The sequence below is a fragment of the Microvirga ossetica genome (assembly GCF_002741015.1).
Taxonomy (GTDB): Bacteria; Pseudomonadota; Alphaproteobacteria; order Rhizobiales; family Beijerinckiaceae; genus Microvirga; species Microvirga ossetica.
The window spans coordinates 1,234,755-1,249,506 of record NZ_CP016617.1 but is presented as its reverse complement, the minus strand read 5'-3'; the positions used below and the strand labels follow the sequence as shown (position 1 = coordinate 1,249,506).

Genomic DNA, 14,752 nt, shown 5'->3' with positions numbered 1-14,752 from the left:
CCACTGGAGGAACCCATGACTAACATCGTCATCGTCGGAGCGACGCGCACGGCCGTCGGCTCGTTCAACGGGGCCTTCGCCAACACCCCGGCCCACGAGCTCGGCGCCATCGCCGTCAAGGCGGCCCTCGAGCGGGCGAAGGTCGACGGCGCGGAAGTGGACGAGGTCATCCTCGGCCAGATCCTGACCGCAGGCCAGGGCCAGAACCCGGCCCGCCAAGCCGCCATCGCCGCGGGCGTGCCGCAGGAAAAGACCGCCTGGGCGCTCAACCAGCTCTGCGGCTCGGGCCTGCGTACGGTGGCCATCGGCCTGCAGCAGATCGCCAATGGCGATGCGAACATCATCGTCGCCGGCGGCCAGGAATCCATGTCGCTCGCCCCCCACGCCGCCCATATGCGCTCCGGCACCAAGATGGGCGACTTCAAGCTCGTCGACACCATGCTGAAGGACGGCCTGATGGACGCCTTCAACGGCTATCACATGGGCACCACCGCCGAGAACGTGGCCCAGCGCTGGCAGCTCACCCGCGAGGAGCAGGACCAGTTCGCGACCGCCTCCCAGAACAAGGCCGAGGCGGCCCAGAAGGAAGGCCGCTTCAAGGACGAGATCACGCCCGTCACGATTTCCAGCCGCAAGGGCGACATCGTGGTGGACCAGGACGAGTATATCCGCGCCGGCACCACCGTCGAATCCCTGGCGAAGCTCAGGCCCGCCTTCTCGAAGGACGGCACGGTCACGGCCGGCAATGCGTCCGGCATCAATGACGGCGCGGCAGCCCTCGTGCTGATGACCGAGGCCGAGGCCCAGAAGCGCGGCCTGACCCCGCTCGCCCGCATCGCCTCCTGGGCGACGGCCGGCGTCGATCCGGCGATCATGGGCACGGGCCCGATCCCGTCCTCCCGCAAGGCGCTGGAGAAGGCCGGCTGGAAGGTCTCCGACCTCGATCTCGTCGAAGCCAACGAGGCCTTCGCGGCCCAGGCGCTCGCGGTCAACAAGGACATGGGCTGGGATCCGTCGATCGTGAACGTGAACGGCGGCGCCATCGCCATCGGCCACCCGATCGGCGCCTCGGGCGCCCGCGTGCTCGTGACCCTGCTGCACGAGATGGGCCGGCGCAACGCCAAGAAGGGCCTCGCTACCCTGTGCATCGGCGGCGGCATGGGCGTCGCCATGTGCCTGGAGCGCTAAGACAGCACCAGCAGCCCGGGATCAACCTGGGCTGTTTTGAGATCGGATCCAAGCCGATCCGACCGGATGGAAACCTCAGAAGGAAACGGCATGGCGCGCGTTGCATTGGTCACCGGCGGCACTCGTGGCATCGGTGCCGCAATCTCAAAAGGTTTGAAGGACGCAGGCTACAAAGTTGCGGCCAATTACGGCGGCAATGACGAAGCCGCCAACCAGTTCAAAGCTGAGACCGGCATCCCGGTCTTCAAGTTCGACGTCTCCGATTCCGCTGCCTGCGAGACGGGCATCCGCGCGGTCGAAGCCGAGCTCGGCCCCGTCGACATTCTCGTCAACAATGCGGGCATCACCCGTGACGGCATGTTCCACAAGATGAATTTCGATCAGTGGTCCGCCGTCATCCGCACCAACCTCGATTCGATGTTCACCTGCACGCGCCCGGTGATCGAGGGCATGCGCGAACGCGGCTTCGGGCGCATCATCATCATCTCCTCCATCAACGGCCAGAAGGGCCAGATGGGACAGGCCAACTATTCCGCTGCGAAAGCGGGCGTGATCGGCTTCGCCAAGGCGCTGGCGCAGGAAAACGCCAACAAGGGCGTCACCGTCAACGTGATCGCGCCGGGCTATATCGCCACCGAGATGGTGAAGGCGGTTCCCGAAGAAGTCCTCAAGGCGAAGATCCTGCCGCTCATTCCCGTCGGCCGCCTCGGCGAGGCGGAGGAGATCGCCCGCAGCGTGCTCTTCCTGGCCGCCGATGAGGCCGGCTTCGTTACGGGCTCTACCCTGTCCGTCAACGGCGGCCAGTATATGGCCTGACGTGATCCGCCGCGTTGTTGGGGGAGAGGGCCTCTGATGATCAGGTTGCTTGAGCGAGACCAGGACGGTGCCCGAGGAAGAATGCTCTACAGTCAGGGGCAGAGGGTAAGTCCGGTCTGCCGTGGGGCAAAAATTGACCCAAGGCACAGGTTCGGTGCGCACCACTTGCTGTCGTTCACCGTAAATGGCTCGGAACACCACTTAAGGTTTCTCGCCTTTCTGCCGATGCCGCTGGCTGCAGGCTTTCTCGATTGAAAGAGGTGGTGCCAGAATATCACAATTCCGAAGTGGGGGCGCGCCACAGGGATGGCCGCCATGAACAGTTTCGACTACATCCTGAATTGGAAATTGAAACAAGGCTCGCACGTGTTCCCAGGGAAAGACGGAGGCACCTGCATCAATGAAGCAGCCGTGGTCGCGGCCGGCTTCCCATACCGGCCAGTCCGTACCGTTGATGATATGCCAGGTTGCTTCTCGCACCCGATCTGCCGCTTGGCAATGCACTTGAATGACGAAGCCAGCGACGAGGAGCGGCAGCTGCTGCTGCTCTTTGTGACCCGTTTGGCCTGTGCCGACAGGGTAGAAGTAGAACGGACACGCGAGGTGTTTCTTTCAATTTGTGTGGTGTATCGAACATTCATCGCGCTCAACCGGCGCCACCGCCCCTCCAGCAGGTTCGTGTCCGCATCCCTGGCGAGACATTTCCCGCCGACCGGAATGGTTTGGTGATTTCGATTTGCGAACGGGGCTGTTGCGCCTGACCTCAAGCGGCAGCAGCCGCCCTGCCGCCGTGTCAGGGAGCAAGCTGGCTGGCACCGGCCCCTAGACCGTCGTCGGCTCAGATTCGACCACACGTCCCGTCCGGCGGCGGGCTCCTGGATCCGAGGACCATGGAGCGATCGACTTCCTCGTTCGGCTGCGTTGAGCAACGAAGAATACCCGGGGCACGCGCAACAGGACCTTTCCTTCAGTCTGAGCCGGATACGCTTTCGCGAGCGCTGCCTGGTACCGGCTCAAGAACTCCGGTCTTTCCTTGTCAGTAAGGAGTTTCAGGTAGCGCCGCAGATCCGAACCCTTGAACCACTCGACGATGGCACCGGGACCGGTGAGAGGATGAAGGTAAGTGGTTTCCCAAAGATCGCATGTACAGCCCATCTGTTGCAGGCAGGCGTAGTACTCGTCGATCGTTCCGGCGCTGTGCTTGCCAACGGATGCAGCCGACAACTTCCCTGCCCAGGGGCCATCGCTTGCCACCTGGTCCATCAACCGATGGGATGGCTCGTCGACGGTGTTGGGAACCTGAACGGCGAGGCAACCGCCATCATGCAGAAACGACACAAGACGGGTCACGATCCGCTGTTGGTCCGGCAGCCATTGCAGGACACCGCTCGCGAAGATCAGGTTGAATCGCTCGTCCGGCCACCATGTTGTCAGGTCGGCTTCCTCGAAGGTCAGTCCTCCCAACCGTTCCCGCGCCTTGGACAGCATACCGGGAGAGTTGTCGAGGCCGGTGACAATGGCTTCCGGGAAGCGACCGAGGACGAGCTCGGTGCTGTTTCCCGGCCCGCATCCGATGTCGATGCATCGCCGTGCCTCGGTCAACGGCACACGCGCCAGGAGATCAGCCGATGGGCGCGTGCGCTCAGCTTCGAACTTCAGGTATTGATCGGCGTCCCATTCGGACAACGGGATGTCCTCGTTCACTGTGCCGCTCCTTTTCGCCGCCTCGATCACCGCAGCAATCAGGGACCGAGGGCCTCCCCAGGACGACTGACGTGCGCCCACGGCGTGGTGTAATGGCTTCCCCTCGGGTTCATCCGGTCGGCAATGGACGGGGCCGTGACCCGCTGTCGATGGCCACGAACGTGAAGACCGCTTCGGTCACCTTGATCCGCTCGTCTCCGTCGCGAGAGCGGCGCCAGGACTCGACCCGGAACTTCATCGATGTCCGCCCTGTCGAGATCAGCTCGGCATGGACCGAGACCTCATCCCCAACGTGGACAGGGCTGTGAAAGGTCATGCCGTCGACCGCAACGGTCACGCAGCGTCCGCGGGCACGGCGGGCGGCGGCGTTACCGGCGGCCAAGTCCATCTGCGCCATCAGCCAGCCGCCGAAAATGTCGCCCGCCGGGTTGGTATCCGACGGCATTGCGATCGTGCGGATAACCGCCTCACGGACCTCCATCTTACCGGTTTCCATGGTTTCTCCCTCACGACAATCTTGGCCAGACTTCCAATGCCCCGCGGTAGATCATCTCGACGGCCACGTAGAGGATGACGGCGAGACCGACATAGGCAATCCAGTGGTGCCTCTGGAGCAGGCGGGCGATGAAGCTGGCGGCGATTCCCATCAGGGCAATCGACAGCCCAAGGCCGAAGACAAGGATGACCGGGTGATCCTGCGCGGCGCCTGCCACGGCGAGCACGTTGTCGAGCGACATCGACACGTCGGCGACCACGATCTGCCAGGCCGCCTGGGCAAAGGTCTTGCGCGGAGCATGCTCGGCGATCTTCCCGTCCCCGTCGAGGTCGCGATCCTCCAAGGCCTCCTCGGCCTCGAGATCCTTCTCGGCATGGCCCGCCCGCAGCTCGCGCCACATCTTCCAGCACACCCACAGCAATAGGATGCCGCCGGCCAGCAGCAGACCAACGATCTGGAGAAGCTGGGTGGTGAGAAGCGCAAACACGATGCGCAGGACCGTGGCGGCGATGATGCCGATCAGGATCGCCTTGTTGCGCTGCTCCTTCGGCAAGCCCGCGGCCGCGAGGCCGATGACGACGGCGTTGTCGCCGGCCAGCACCAGGTCGATCATGATCACCTGGAGGAAGGCCGATAAGGCCTCGGTGGTCAGAAGCTCACTCATTCCGGGACCTCCCTGTCATCCGCTCAGCTCTGGTCAGGATACGTACTGGCACTTGGACGCTGCCGTCCGCGTGTCCATGTTCCGGCCGCGGTTGAGGTGGTCGTCGACCTCGGCAGCGCATCCGAGCATCCGGGCATAGAGGAAGATCGTGAACGCGCTCGTCTCGAGAGCCTCCTGGGTCAAGGCACCGTCCCGATAGGGTTGCCACAGCATCTTGAGGAGCAGGGCTGCGATCACGGCATCGATGTTGACGCAGTACACGGTGCGCGAGACGCCGGTCTCGTACAGCGCCCTCACGAGTTCCTGGTAGTACTCATGGAAGACGTTGTATTCCTCGCGGCGCCCGAACAACTCGCGCACGAAGACCTCGCGCGGGTCATGGTTCACGGGCTTGTCCTTGAACACCGGGTGGTTCACGCCGGGGATCTTCCGGATGTCCAGGCTGCCGGTTGTCTTCTTGTCCGCCTTATAGGTCGCGTATTCGGCCGCATATCGGTGGGCGAGGGCCGAGAGATCGATGCCATGATCCGGATCACCCGGATCGGCCAGATCGGCATCCTGGAACTGCTCGATCAGGAAGGCGATACCCTCGTAGCCGTTGCCGCCATGCGCGTAACCGGAATGGGTCAGGAAGCCGACCAGCGCCTTGTTGAGCTGCACCCGCTCGGGCGTCTCGGGCCCGTCGGCCGAAACCGCCCCCTTGGCGCCCTGGGCCGAGATCGTGCCCGGCCCGTTCGAGAGCAGCAGGCCGACCAGGGTCTGGAAGGCAAACAGGCTGTCTGGGGTGGGCTCGGTGCCGACCAGGGCGGCGAACGCGATCTCGGTCAGCGACCGCGAGCCGACGATCTCCTCCTTGGGGATGCCACAGAATGAATCCTCCTGGTGCTGGCCGGCATCGGCCGACGCGCCGATCAGCACCCCAAAAAGACGAAGCCACCAGGGCAAGGTCTCCACCGTCAGCAATGAGATGCGCTTGCGCATCAGGGGCTCCCACGCCAGTGTCGCCGCCGCCGCGGCCAGGACGGCATCGGCGGTCGGGTGGCCGTTGAGGGTACGCAGGTAGCGCACGAACACCGACTTCACGCCCCGGGTCTGCAATCCGTGCAACAGGGCTTCCGCCTTCGCGTCAGGTTGATCGGACACGAACAGGTCTGCGGGGTCATCGATGTCGATCAGACCGAGATCGAACTCCTCGTCGAGGGCGCTCCGCAATCCGGCTGCCGTAAAGCCTTCCACGAGGGCCCGCACGGCCTGGCGTGCCTGCTGCGCATATCGTGGACCCAGGATGCTGCACGCCGCAGCAAGAACCGTGTTGGGCGCATTGCCGCCCTCCCGCGCCGCCTGAGCCGCCGCCAGGGCTGGCATGCCGAACAGATTGAGCTCTGCCCCCACGGCAGCATTGATCAGCTTCCGGTCGTTCTCGCTGCCCGGTCCCCGCAGCAGCGACAGGCAGATGTTCGACTCCACCGGAAACTGCGCTGCATCCAGCATGGACGTGCCATGGAGGGACGTGATCTGGGTCTTGGCATCCATCTGCGACGCGCCGGACGCGTCCTTCATCGCCTGGCGCGGAAACACCGCCCCGATCTGCCGGTTCAGATGCGCGATCTGCCTGTCGTATGGGTTGGCGGCAGCGACAACCGGCAGGTCGAGTTCGGGTGGGAGCACGATGCCCTGGCTCGAGCCGAACCAGGGCTTGAGGGCAAGGCTGCCTTCGGGCTCGAAGTCCGGGCGGGCCGCATTGGCCTGCATCACCGCCGTCAGGGCCTGCGGGATATGGGCGATGTTGGCCACCACCGCACCCCGGGGCGAGAACACCGGGTTTTCCGGCGTGAAGATATCATCGACGCCGAACTTGGCCATGAACCATTGTTCCTTGGCCTCGGCGTCGTCATGGCCGCCGGCCATGGCGCCGGCATGACCGACCGCGCGGGTGAGCTTCGACTTCCAGCGCCCGACCACGCAGGCGACCACCGGCTTGGTGAAGGTGGCATCGAGCTCGTAGTAACCGCCGGGTTCGGCATAGAGGACGGCCGCCTTGGTGCGGGCATCATTGGCGAGCGCGAAGGCGAACTCGGGGGCGGCATAATGGATGTACACGTCCTTGCCGCTCGAGATCAGCGTGGTCGTGCCCCAGCCGGCCATGCGGAGGTAGGTGGCGATCGTGGTGGTGAAGTTGCCGGAGTTCGAGAAGATCGCGATCGAGCCCTTGCGCAGGGCCTCAGCCGGACTGTCCCCGCCGAGGGCGCCACCGATGCGCACCTGGCTCCAGGCATCCGCCACGCCGAGGCTGTTGCCGCCGAAGATGTCGATCCCGTTCTGCTGGCCCAGGGCGCGGATCTCGCGCGAGTCGTGCACCGACAGCTTCTCGGTGACGATGAAGATCTTCTTGAGCTCGGGATTGACCCGGATCAGCTCGGCGACGCCGTCCCGGGCGCCGGAGGGCGGCAGATACACCACACCGCAGTTGAAGCGGTGTCCCGCCTCGAGGCCCTCTCGGACGTTGCTGTAGACCGGAATATCACCAACCGGAGTTTCCAGGACCTGGCCGCTGCGGCCTGGCGAGGTGCCGAACACCACGTTGCCGCCAGAGTAGGCGTGCCCGACGGGAGTGACGTCACTCGACTCGCCGCCCAGGATGTTGAGCACGCAGACCCGATCGTCGCGGGTGGCGATTTGGTCGAGCGAGCTGATGCCTACGTGATACTTGAAGCTGCCGACGCCTTGCTTGAACATTGTGTCTCCTCCAGTCTGTTTGTATCGTCAGTCCCGCTCAGGCTGCGGTCGCCAAAGGAATGCGGAGCTTCGCCGCGACCTCGTCACGTCCGCCAGCCTTCATCCAGGCATCTGCGGCACGGGCGTAGTTGATGACCTCGCTCATGTCGGAGTCGAAGCCGAAGAGGCGATACGGCAGGCCGAGAGCCTCGATTGTGTCGCGCAAGACACCCATGCCACGCACCAGATTCGGCCCGCCGCGGCCGGCCACGACGTAGAGCGGCGAGGGGCCATGCTGGCCGAAATGCTCCCGCAGGGCATCGGCCATCGCCCGGAAGGTCTCGAAGATGTCGGTGTTGTTGGACTTGCCGCCGATGATGAACAGGACGTTCGACTGCTTGAGCCAGTGCTTGAAGCAGATCTGTGCGACTTTCTTCATCTTCTCATACGGAGGGTTGCCCCCGAAGTCCGACGAGATGATTGCATCGTCGCCCAGCATCTGGGTGACGAGAGAGTTGGCGCCGCCACCGAAGGTGGGCGCCAGGATGGTGCCCTGCGGGTTGATGACGTAGACGTCACTCTGGCCCTGGTAGGTGCGGAGCTGGTTGATCTCGAGCTCGAAGTCCGAGTAGTCGGTGGCAAACAGGTGGTTGGGAAGGTTGAGCCGCTCCCAGCGCGGATCGTCGCGGTCGAAGCCGCACTTGAAGTCACACGCCACCGGGGTCAGGCGCCCGTTCCGGTCCGGCCGCATGCGGATCGGGTTGAGCTCCAGCGTGGTCATGCCGAAGTTGTGGTAGAGCTCCCACAGCTTGGGCAACTGCTGGACGAGGGGCGAGATGATCGGCTTGGGGGCGTTGAGCTCCGACAGGGCGTTGGCGACCACGAAGGCCTTGAGGCCGGTCAGCGCATCAAAGGGGATCTGGGCTACGAGGCTTTTGTCGAGCTCCTCGATGTCCATGCCGCCATGGTGGGTCAGGGTCATGGTGGGAGCGCGAAAGCGGGTCGAGTCGGCGATCGAGAAGTAGACCTCGTGCTCGGCCGGCACCGCGCCCTCGAAGGTGACCCCGTTGGCCTTGGCCACGATGGATCCTACCCGGTGCTCGACGAAGTAGAGCCGCTCCTTCTCCTTCAAGGCGGTCTGTAGATCCGAGGCCCGGCCAAGGAGCCCGGCTTTGCCTTTCTTGCCGACCCCGCCCTTGAACACCGGCTTGATGAACACGCTGCCATGGCGGTCGATGAGCGCCCGGATCTCCTCCTCGCTGGCGTCGGGGCCAAGGACTTCCGAGGTCGGAAACCCGGCGAATTGCAGGAGCTTGGCTCCATGGAGCATGCCCGTGATCTGCATTGTAAACCTCCAATGTTAGGATGTTGACGCAAATATTGAATGGTTGCCCCTTGGGTTCAGTCCTCAACGAAAACTTCGTCCCGTCCTTTGCGGATCGTCGGCAGCAACGCGAGAACGAGGACGATCAATGCTACAACGAGCAGGCCGGCGCTGACGGGGTGATCGACGAAGGTCATGATTTCACCACGGGAGATGATGAGCGCACGCCTGAAGTTCTCCTCCATCAGCTTGCCGAGCACGAAACCGAGAAGCAATGGCGCTGGCTCGAAGCCCAACTTGATCAGCGCGTAGCCGACCAGGCCGAAGAAGGCGATGAACATGACATCGGTCGGCAACGAGTTGATCGAGTAGATGCCGATGCAGCAGAACATCAGGATCGCCGGGAACATCAGGCGATACGGCACCTTCAGCAGGCGTACCCACACGCCCACCAGCGGCAGGTTGATGATCAGCAGCATCAGGTTGCCCACCCACATCGAGGCGATCATGCCCCAGAATAGGTCAGGGTTCTTGGTCATCACCTGCGGACCTGGCACGATGCCGTGGATGGTCATCGCGCCCACCATCAGCGCCATCACTGCATTCGGTGGAATGCCGAGCGTCAGCAGCGGGATAAACGAGGTCTGCGCGCCGGCGTTGTTGGCGCTCTCGGGGCCTGCCACGCCCTCGATGGCGCCGCGGCCGAAGCGGCTTGGATCCTTGGCGAGCTTCTTCTCCACAGTATAGGCTGCGAATGGCCCGAGCACCGCGCCGTTGCCGGGCAGGATGCCGAGGATCGCCCCGATGACGGTACCGCGTGCAATCGGCGCGGCCGCCTGTCTGAAGTCTTCCTTGCTCGGAAGAAGACGGCCGATGGCCTGGCGCACCACGTCGCGGTGCTCGGTATGGTCGAGGTTGCGCATGATCTCGGCGATGCCGAAGATGCCCATGGCCAGCACCGCGAAGTCGATGCCGTCGGCCAGGAACGGCAGGCCGAAGGTCATGCGCTCTTCACCGGTCTCAAGATCAGTGCCGACCGTCGAGAGCAGAATGCCGAGAAGGATCATCGCAACGGCTTTCAGGATCGAGCCATGGGCGAGCACCACGGCGAACACCAGGCCCATGACCATCAGGGAGAAATACTCCGTTGGGCCGAACAGCAGGGCAAGGCCGGTGAGGGGCTTGCCGAGGGCCGCGATCACGAGGGTCGCAAAGGTGCCGGCAATAAAGGAGCCGATGGCCGCAATGCCGAGGGCTACGCCGGCGCGCCCTTGGCGGGCCATCTGGTGGCCATCGAGGGCGGTCACCACGGAGGTCGCCTCGCCGGGAATGTTGACCAGAATCGCGGTGGTCGAGCCGCCGTACTGGGCGCCGTAGTAGATGCCGGCCAGCATGATCAGCGCGCCGACCGGGTCGAGCCCGAAGGTGATCGGCAGCAGCATCGCTATGGTGGCGATCGGCCCGACGCCTGGAAGGACGCCAACCAGAGTACCGACGAGGCAGCCCAGGAAGGCGAGGCCGAGGTTCTGGAGCGACAATGCAACCCCGAAGCCGAGGCTCAGGTTGGAGAAGAAATCACCCATCAGATCCTCCCGGAATGGTCAGCTGCGTCGACCGACTGGTTGTGATGACGAGGGTAGAGAAGGAATACGAGAAGAGCGCCGCCAGCGAAGAAAGCTGCTGTGAGCCGCAAGATCTGTTTCTGTGACCAGGTCGCCGGGAAAAGTTCGGCAAACTTTTGCGGAAAGATCGGGATCGGAAGATTGAGGAGATCGCCGAAGAGGATCATGCAGAACGGTGTGAGTAGGAACGCAAGGATCAGCAGGTCCCGCAAGCGCGCCTCGGGAGTGGCATAGCCCCCGATGATGATCGCCAGCGGTCCGGCAACGGCAAGCCCAAGGCCCGGTGACGAGACAGCCCCGAGCGAGAACGGCCGGATGGTGACGGCGAACGCGACAATTGCGAGGATCACAAGTACAGGGCCACGCAGGCTCCAGCGATCCAGCCCGTGCCCATCCGAAGTGAAGCTCATCCCGACAAGAACAAGCCCACAAAGCCCGACGCCGATTGCAAGCCAATCTGGTAGGAGCGCGGGGCCCATAGACCGCAATGTACCCTGATCGAGATCCCTCGTCAGCCAGAGCGCCAAGGCCGCGAGCGTAATGAGCGTCAATCCGGCCACAAGACCCTGCGGCGAACGAAGGGGTCCTGCACGCGCTGGACCCGGGCCTCCTGGAATAGCTTCGGACATGTTTCTCTCCCTGGCGCATCACGTGATGCGCTGATTTCCCTCAATTTATTTGAGCGCCTGCATGCGCAGGTCGTGTGCACGGCAACCCACCCGGAGCCTGAAGGCGGCCTAAGGGGTGCTACCCGTACCTGTCGGCTTTCGGTCCGATCGCTTCGCGGGCGGTCGGATCGTCGAACCGCCTCGGGAGACCGTCAGTGTGCCGATCCCGGTCTTCCGTTCCGGCTTGCGATCCCCGCCCGGCGGCTTCGGTCGAAAGCGCCGGGCGGAGTTGTTCTCAGGCCGTCGGTCAGTCGACGGAGATCGATGCCTTCTTGACGATCTCGGCCCAGCGCGCGGACTCCGCCTTCATCATCGTGGCGAACTCCTCGGGATTGTTGCCGATCGGCTCCGCGCCTTCGTTCTCGAGCCGCTCCCGCACGACCCCCGTGGTGATTGTCTCGATGGTTGCCTTGCGGATCTTGTCGGCAATGTCCTTCGGCGTTCCCTTCGGAACGGCGAACCCGTACCAGGCGGTCGCCTCGTAGGTCGGCCAGCCGCTTTCCGCCACGGAGGGCACCTCCGGGAATTTCTTCGTCTTGGTCTTGCTCGTGACTGCGAGAACCTTCACGTCACCACTCTCGATGAGACCGAGAACGGACGGTACGGTGGTCACCATGAAGTCCATGCGGCCGCCGAGGAGGTCGTTCAAGGCCGGTCCTGCGCCGCGGTACGGCACGTGAGTAGCCTGGAAGTTCGTGACCTGGGCGAGCAGGACGGTGGCAAGATGGCTCGCCGAACCGTTGCCGGCCGAACCGTAGGTCAGCTTGCCGGGGTTCTTCTGGGCGTGCTCGATCAGTTCCTTGATCGTCTTGTGCTCCGAGTTCTTCGGCACCACCACGACGAGTGGCGCCGCCGTGATGAGCGTGATCGGGTCGAACGCGGTCAAGGGGTCGATCTTGACGTTCTTGAACAGGTGGGGGTTGACCACCATCGGTCCCTGATTGGCCATCAGGACGGTGTAGCCGTCCGGCTCGGCCTTCGCTGCCTGCTGGGTGGCAACGTTGCCGCCGGCGGAGCCGTTGTTCTCGACGATCAGGCTCTGTCCGAGCTTCTCGCCGACACCCTGGGCGACGAGGCGCGCGATCGCGTCGGTCCCGCCACCGGCGGCATACGGGACAACGAGCTTCATCGGCCGCACCGGGAAGCTGTCCTGCGCGATCGCGCCGCCGAAGGGTGTGGCGAGCGCCGTCGATGCCGCCAGGAGTGCGCAACTGAGCAGTCGGCGTGTGATGGTCTTAGGCATGGTTTCCTCCTTGTTGTATCCCTTCCAGAGGCGCAGCGACAGCGCTTGCCGGGACGATGACGTTTCCCTCGAAGATTCTGCGGGCGGTGCGGACGAGGCTTGCCCGTGAGACATGACCGGAGGCGTCGAAGCTCAGGTCGATCTCGGTTCGGCCGCTTGGGTGCTCGAGGTGCACCAATGACGTGAGGCTGGGAGTGGCGAGGTCGTGCGCGACGCTGCCGGGCAGGCGGCAGGCCGCGGCGATGCACAAGGCGCCGGTGACCGCGTGGCCCTTGTGGCAGCGTTGGGAGTTCATGAAGTAGCGGGACGTGATCGTCCCGCCGTGACGGGCCTGGGACAGGATCGCGAGCTTCGGCACGACGCTGCCCGACACGTCGCCGAGGCCCATGCGCAGTCCCGCCTCCAGCCGGATCGCCTCCAGGCGCGCCAGGAGGACTTGGTTGGTCTCGAGTTGATCGGGAGCTTCGTCCCCGGAGATCCCCAGATCGGATGCCCTGAGCAGCACCATCGGCATGGCGTAGTCGATGAGCGTGACTGGCGTGTTCTCGATGAACTCGCGAACGTGTCCAGTAGGCAGGAACATGCCGGTTTTGGAGCCGACGGCGTCCAGGAACGTCAGCTTAACCGGAGCAGCCGTGCCGGGCACGCCGTCGATGGCGGTTTCGCCCTCGTACTCCACGGCGCCGGCCGGGGTCTGGACCACGGCTTCCACAGTGGTCGAGGTGTTGCGGTTGAAAATCCTAACGGTCGTTTCGCCGATCTGGGAACGCACCAGCCCAGCCTCAATCGCGAAAGGGCCAACGGCGGAAAGCATGTTGCCGCAATTCGGGCTGAAGTCGACGGAGGCTCGGTCGGTTGCGACCTGCGCGAAGAGGTAGTCGACGTCTGCTCCCGGCTGTGACGAGGCGCTGACGATCGCGACCTTGCTGGTCAGCGGGTTGCCGCCGCCGATGCCATCCACTTGGAGCACGTGAGGAGAGCCAAGAGCCGCAATCAAGAAGCGTTCTCGTTCCCTCAGGTCACTAGGAAGATCTGCCTCAAGGAAGAAGGGACCTCGCGATGTCCCGCCTCGCATTAGCACGCATGGAACCCGCAGAGAACGGTCATTCGGAGTGGCAAGTATCGTTTGCACAGCGGCAGGTCCAATCGGTTTGAATTGCCTGGTATTGTACCAAAAATCCGTCGGTTCGAATTGGTTATTAACCATCTCAGATCTAGAACTTGCTGTGAAATGCAAAGATCGGTGCTATTAATGCGTGATGAGCATCAATTTCGAATCCCTTGACTTGCGTGCCTTTGTTGCAGTCGTGGACCTTGAGGGGTTCCATCGCGCGGCCGAGGCCTTGAACCTGTCGCAGCCGGCGCTCAGCCGGCGCATCCAGAAGCTGGAGGCCGCGGTTGGAGCAGCGCTGCTGGAGCGCACGACCCGGCGCGTGGCCTTGACGACCGTCGGACGGGAGTTCCTGCCGCTTGTCCGACGGATGCTCGACGAGTTCGACTCGTCGCTGTTCGCGATGCGGGATGTCGGCAGACAACGGCGGGGTTTGATCTCGCTCGCTTGTGTGCCGACGGCGGCGTTTTACTTCCTGCCGTCTGTCATCGCACGGTTCAACGAGCAGTACCCGAACATCCGCTTCAGGATCCTGGACCTGTCCGCGAACGAGGGCTTGGAGAGCGTGGCACGTGGCGAGGTCGAGTTCGGCATCAACCTTCTCGGCTCGTCCGATCCGGAGCTGTCGTTCGAGCCCCTGATCGAGGATCCCTTTGTCCTGGCTTGCCGACGGGACCACCCGCTGGCCCAACGGGACGTTGTCGCGTGGTCGGATCTCGAGGGCCAGCCGCTTGTGGCCGTGAGCCGGACCAGCGGCAACCGCATCATGCTGGATGCAGCACTCGTGCGAGCCGGTGTAAGCCTGAGTTGGTCCTATGAGGTGACCCACCTGTCGACATCCCTGGGTCTCGTGGAGGCTGGGCTCGGCATCTCGGTCCTGCCGAAGCTCGCAACACCCCAGGGAGATCATCCCATCATCGTCACGCGACCGATCCGGAACCCGGAAGTGTCACGCACGATCGGCGTGGTGCGGCGGCGAGGCGGTCGTCTTGCGCCCGCAGCAGAACGTTTTCTCGAGATGCTTCTTGGTACTTGGAAAAGCTCAACCGAGGCGGAACGCCGATCGGCACGCCTGACCGCAGGAAGCGATTGATCACGCAGCGGCGTGTTCGCTTGATGCATGTTCTGCAATAAACGGCCCGATCTTTGCATTTAACTATGAGCATTCTCGTTCATAGGCTGTGGGTGGCGAAAAGTACCG

Annotated in this window: 12 protein-coding genes and 1 pseudogene; 4 read left to right on the top strand and 9 right to left on the bottom strand. The window is 63.8% G+C overall.

What is annotated here, in order from left to right:
• Window positions 1-15: 15 nt before the first annotated feature.
• From BB934_RS34035 to BB934_RS34020, 3 genes are all read left to right on the top strand, one after another.
• Window positions 16-1,188 (top strand): acetyl-CoA C-acetyltransferase, encoded by a 1,173-nt coding sequence (locus tag BB934_RS34035; RefSeq protein ID WP_099514107.1) that lies wholly within the window; start codon window positions 16-18, stop codon window positions 1,186-1,188.
• 90 nt (window positions 1,189-1,278) lie between these two features.
• Window positions 1,279-2,004 (top strand): acetoacetyl-CoA reductase, encoded by a 726-nt coding sequence (phbB, locus tag BB934_RS34030; RefSeq protein WP_099510353.1) that lies wholly within the window; start codon window positions 1,279-1,281, stop codon window positions 2,002-2,004.
• A 315-nt stretch (window positions 2,005-2,319) separates the two neighbouring features.
• Entirely contained in the window at window positions 2,320-2,733 is a 414-nt protein-coding gene (locus tag BB934_RS34020) for a hypothetical protein (RefSeq protein WP_237050439.1), read from the top strand.
• Window positions 2,734-2,922: 189 nt separating this feature from the next.
• On the opposite strand, the pseudogene tam reads toward BB934_RS34020, so the two are convergent.
• The 9 genes and pseudogenes from tam to BB934_RS33975 form a co-directional block, all read right to left on the bottom strand.
• A pseudogene (gene tam, locus BB934_RS34015) lies at window positions 2,923-3,690 on the bottom strand (trans-aconitate 2-methyltransferase); the annotation flags it as partial.
• A gap of 127 nt (window positions 3,691-3,817) precedes the next feature.
• Window positions 3,818-4,204 carry an acyl-CoA thioesterase gene (locus tag BB934_RS34010; RefSeq protein WP_099514185.1) on the bottom strand — a complete coding sequence of 129 codons (387 nt, stop codon included), beginning with the start codon at window positions 4,202-4,204 and terminating at the stop codon, window positions 3,818-3,820.
• A 10-nt stretch (window positions 4,205-4,214) separates the two neighbouring features.
• Window positions 4,215-4,868, bottom strand: coding sequence for a TerC family protein (locus BB934_RS34005; RefSeq protein ID WP_099514184.1), 654 nt, complete (start codon window positions 4,866-4,868; stop codon window positions 4,215-4,217).
• A 33-nt stretch (window positions 4,869-4,901) separates the two neighbouring features.
• Entirely contained in the window at window positions 4,902-7,604 is a 2,703-nt protein-coding gene (locus BB934_RS34000; RefSeq protein ID WP_099514183.1) for a CoA-binding protein, read from the bottom strand.
• Between the two features lie 37 nt (window positions 7,605-7,641).
• Window positions 7,642-8,928 (bottom strand): ATP citrate lyase citrate-binding domain-containing protein, encoded by a 1,287-nt coding sequence (locus tag BB934_RS33995; protein WP_099514182.1) that lies wholly within the window; start codon window positions 8,926-8,928, stop codon window positions 7,642-7,644.
• A gap of 56 nt (window positions 8,929-8,984) precedes the next feature.
• Complete coding sequence (locus tag BB934_RS33990; RefSeq protein ID WP_099514181.1) at window positions 8,985-10,490, bottom strand: tripartite tricarboxylate transporter permease; 1,506 nt, start codon at window positions 10,488-10,490, stop codon at window positions 8,985-8,987.
• On the bottom strand, window positions 10,490-11,158 hold the full coding sequence (locus BB934_RS33985; protein ID WP_099514180.1) for a tripartite tricarboxylate transporter TctB family protein: 669 nt from the start codon (window positions 11,156-11,158) through the stop codon (window positions 10,490-10,492). Before BB934_RS33985 ends, BB934_RS33990 begins: the two co-directional genes overlap by 1 nt.
• Before the next feature lie 286 nt (window positions 11,159-11,444).
• Complete coding sequence (locus BB934_RS33980) at window positions 11,445-12,440, bottom strand: Bug family tripartite tricarboxylate transporter substrate binding protein (RefSeq protein WP_237050438.1); 996 nt, start codon at window positions 12,438-12,440, stop codon at window positions 11,445-11,447.
• Window positions 12,433-13,536, bottom strand: a complete 1,104-nt coding sequence (locus BB934_RS33975; protein ID WP_257792380.1) for a 4-oxalomesaconate tautomerase — start codon at window positions 13,534-13,536, stop codon at window positions 12,433-12,435. Before BB934_RS33975 ends, BB934_RS33980 begins: the two co-directional genes overlap by 8 nt.
• Before the next feature lie 163 nt (window positions 13,537-13,699).
• Between BB934_RS33975 and BB934_RS33970 the strand changes: the two genes are divergently transcribed.
• The gene (locus tag BB934_RS33970) at window positions 13,700-14,644 is read left to right on the top strand and encodes a LysR family transcriptional regulator (protein ID WP_099514178.1); all 945 of its coding nucleotides are present in this window, start codon (window positions 13,700-13,702) and stop codon (window positions 14,642-14,644) included.
• Window positions 14,645-14,752: the final 108 nt, after the last annotated feature.

Excerpts from the sequence above, each read along its gene's own strand:
- BB934_RS34035 (WP_099514107.1), top strand. The coding sequence starts at position 16 with ATGACTAACATCGTCATCGTCGGAGCGACGCGCACGGCCGTCGGCTCG.
- phbB (WP_099510353.1), top strand. The coding sequence starts at position 1,279 with ATGGCGCGCGTTGCATTGGTCACCGGCGGCACTCGTGGCATCGGTGCC.
- BB934_RS34020 (WP_237050439.1), top strand. The coding sequence starts at position 2,320 with ATGAACAGTTTCGACTACATCCTGAATTGGAAATTGAAACAAGGCTCG.
- BB934_RS34010 (WP_099514185.1), bottom strand. The coding sequence starts at position 4,204 with ATGGAAACCGGTAAGATGGAGGTCCGTGAGGCGGTTATCCGCACGATC.
- BB934_RS34005 (WP_099514184.1), bottom strand. The coding sequence starts at position 4,868 with ATGAGTGAGCTTCTGACCACCGAGGCCTTATCGGCCTTCCTCCAGGTG.
- BB934_RS34000 (WP_099514183.1), bottom strand. The coding sequence starts at position 7,604 with ATGTTCAAGCAAGGCGTCGGCAGCTTCAAGTATCACGTAGGCATCAGC.
- BB934_RS33995 (WP_099514182.1), bottom strand. The coding sequence starts at position 8,928 with ATGCAGATCACGGGCATGCTCCATGGAGCCAAGCTCCTGCAATTCGCC.
- BB934_RS33990 (WP_099514181.1), bottom strand. The coding sequence starts at position 10,490 with ATGGGTGATTTCTTCTCCAACCTGAGCCTCGGCTTCGGGGTTGCATTG.
- BB934_RS33985 (WP_099514180.1), bottom strand. The coding sequence starts at position 11,158 with ATGTCCGAAGCTATTCCAGGAGGCCCGGGTCCAGCGCGTGCAGGACCC.
- BB934_RS33980 (WP_237050438.1), bottom strand. The coding sequence starts at position 12,440 with ATGCCTAAGACCATCACACGCCGACTGCTCAGTTGCGCACTCCTGGCG.
- BB934_RS33970 (WP_099514178.1), top strand. The coding sequence starts at position 13,700 with ATGAGCATCAATTTCGAATCCCTTGACTTGCGTGCCTTTGTTGCAGTC.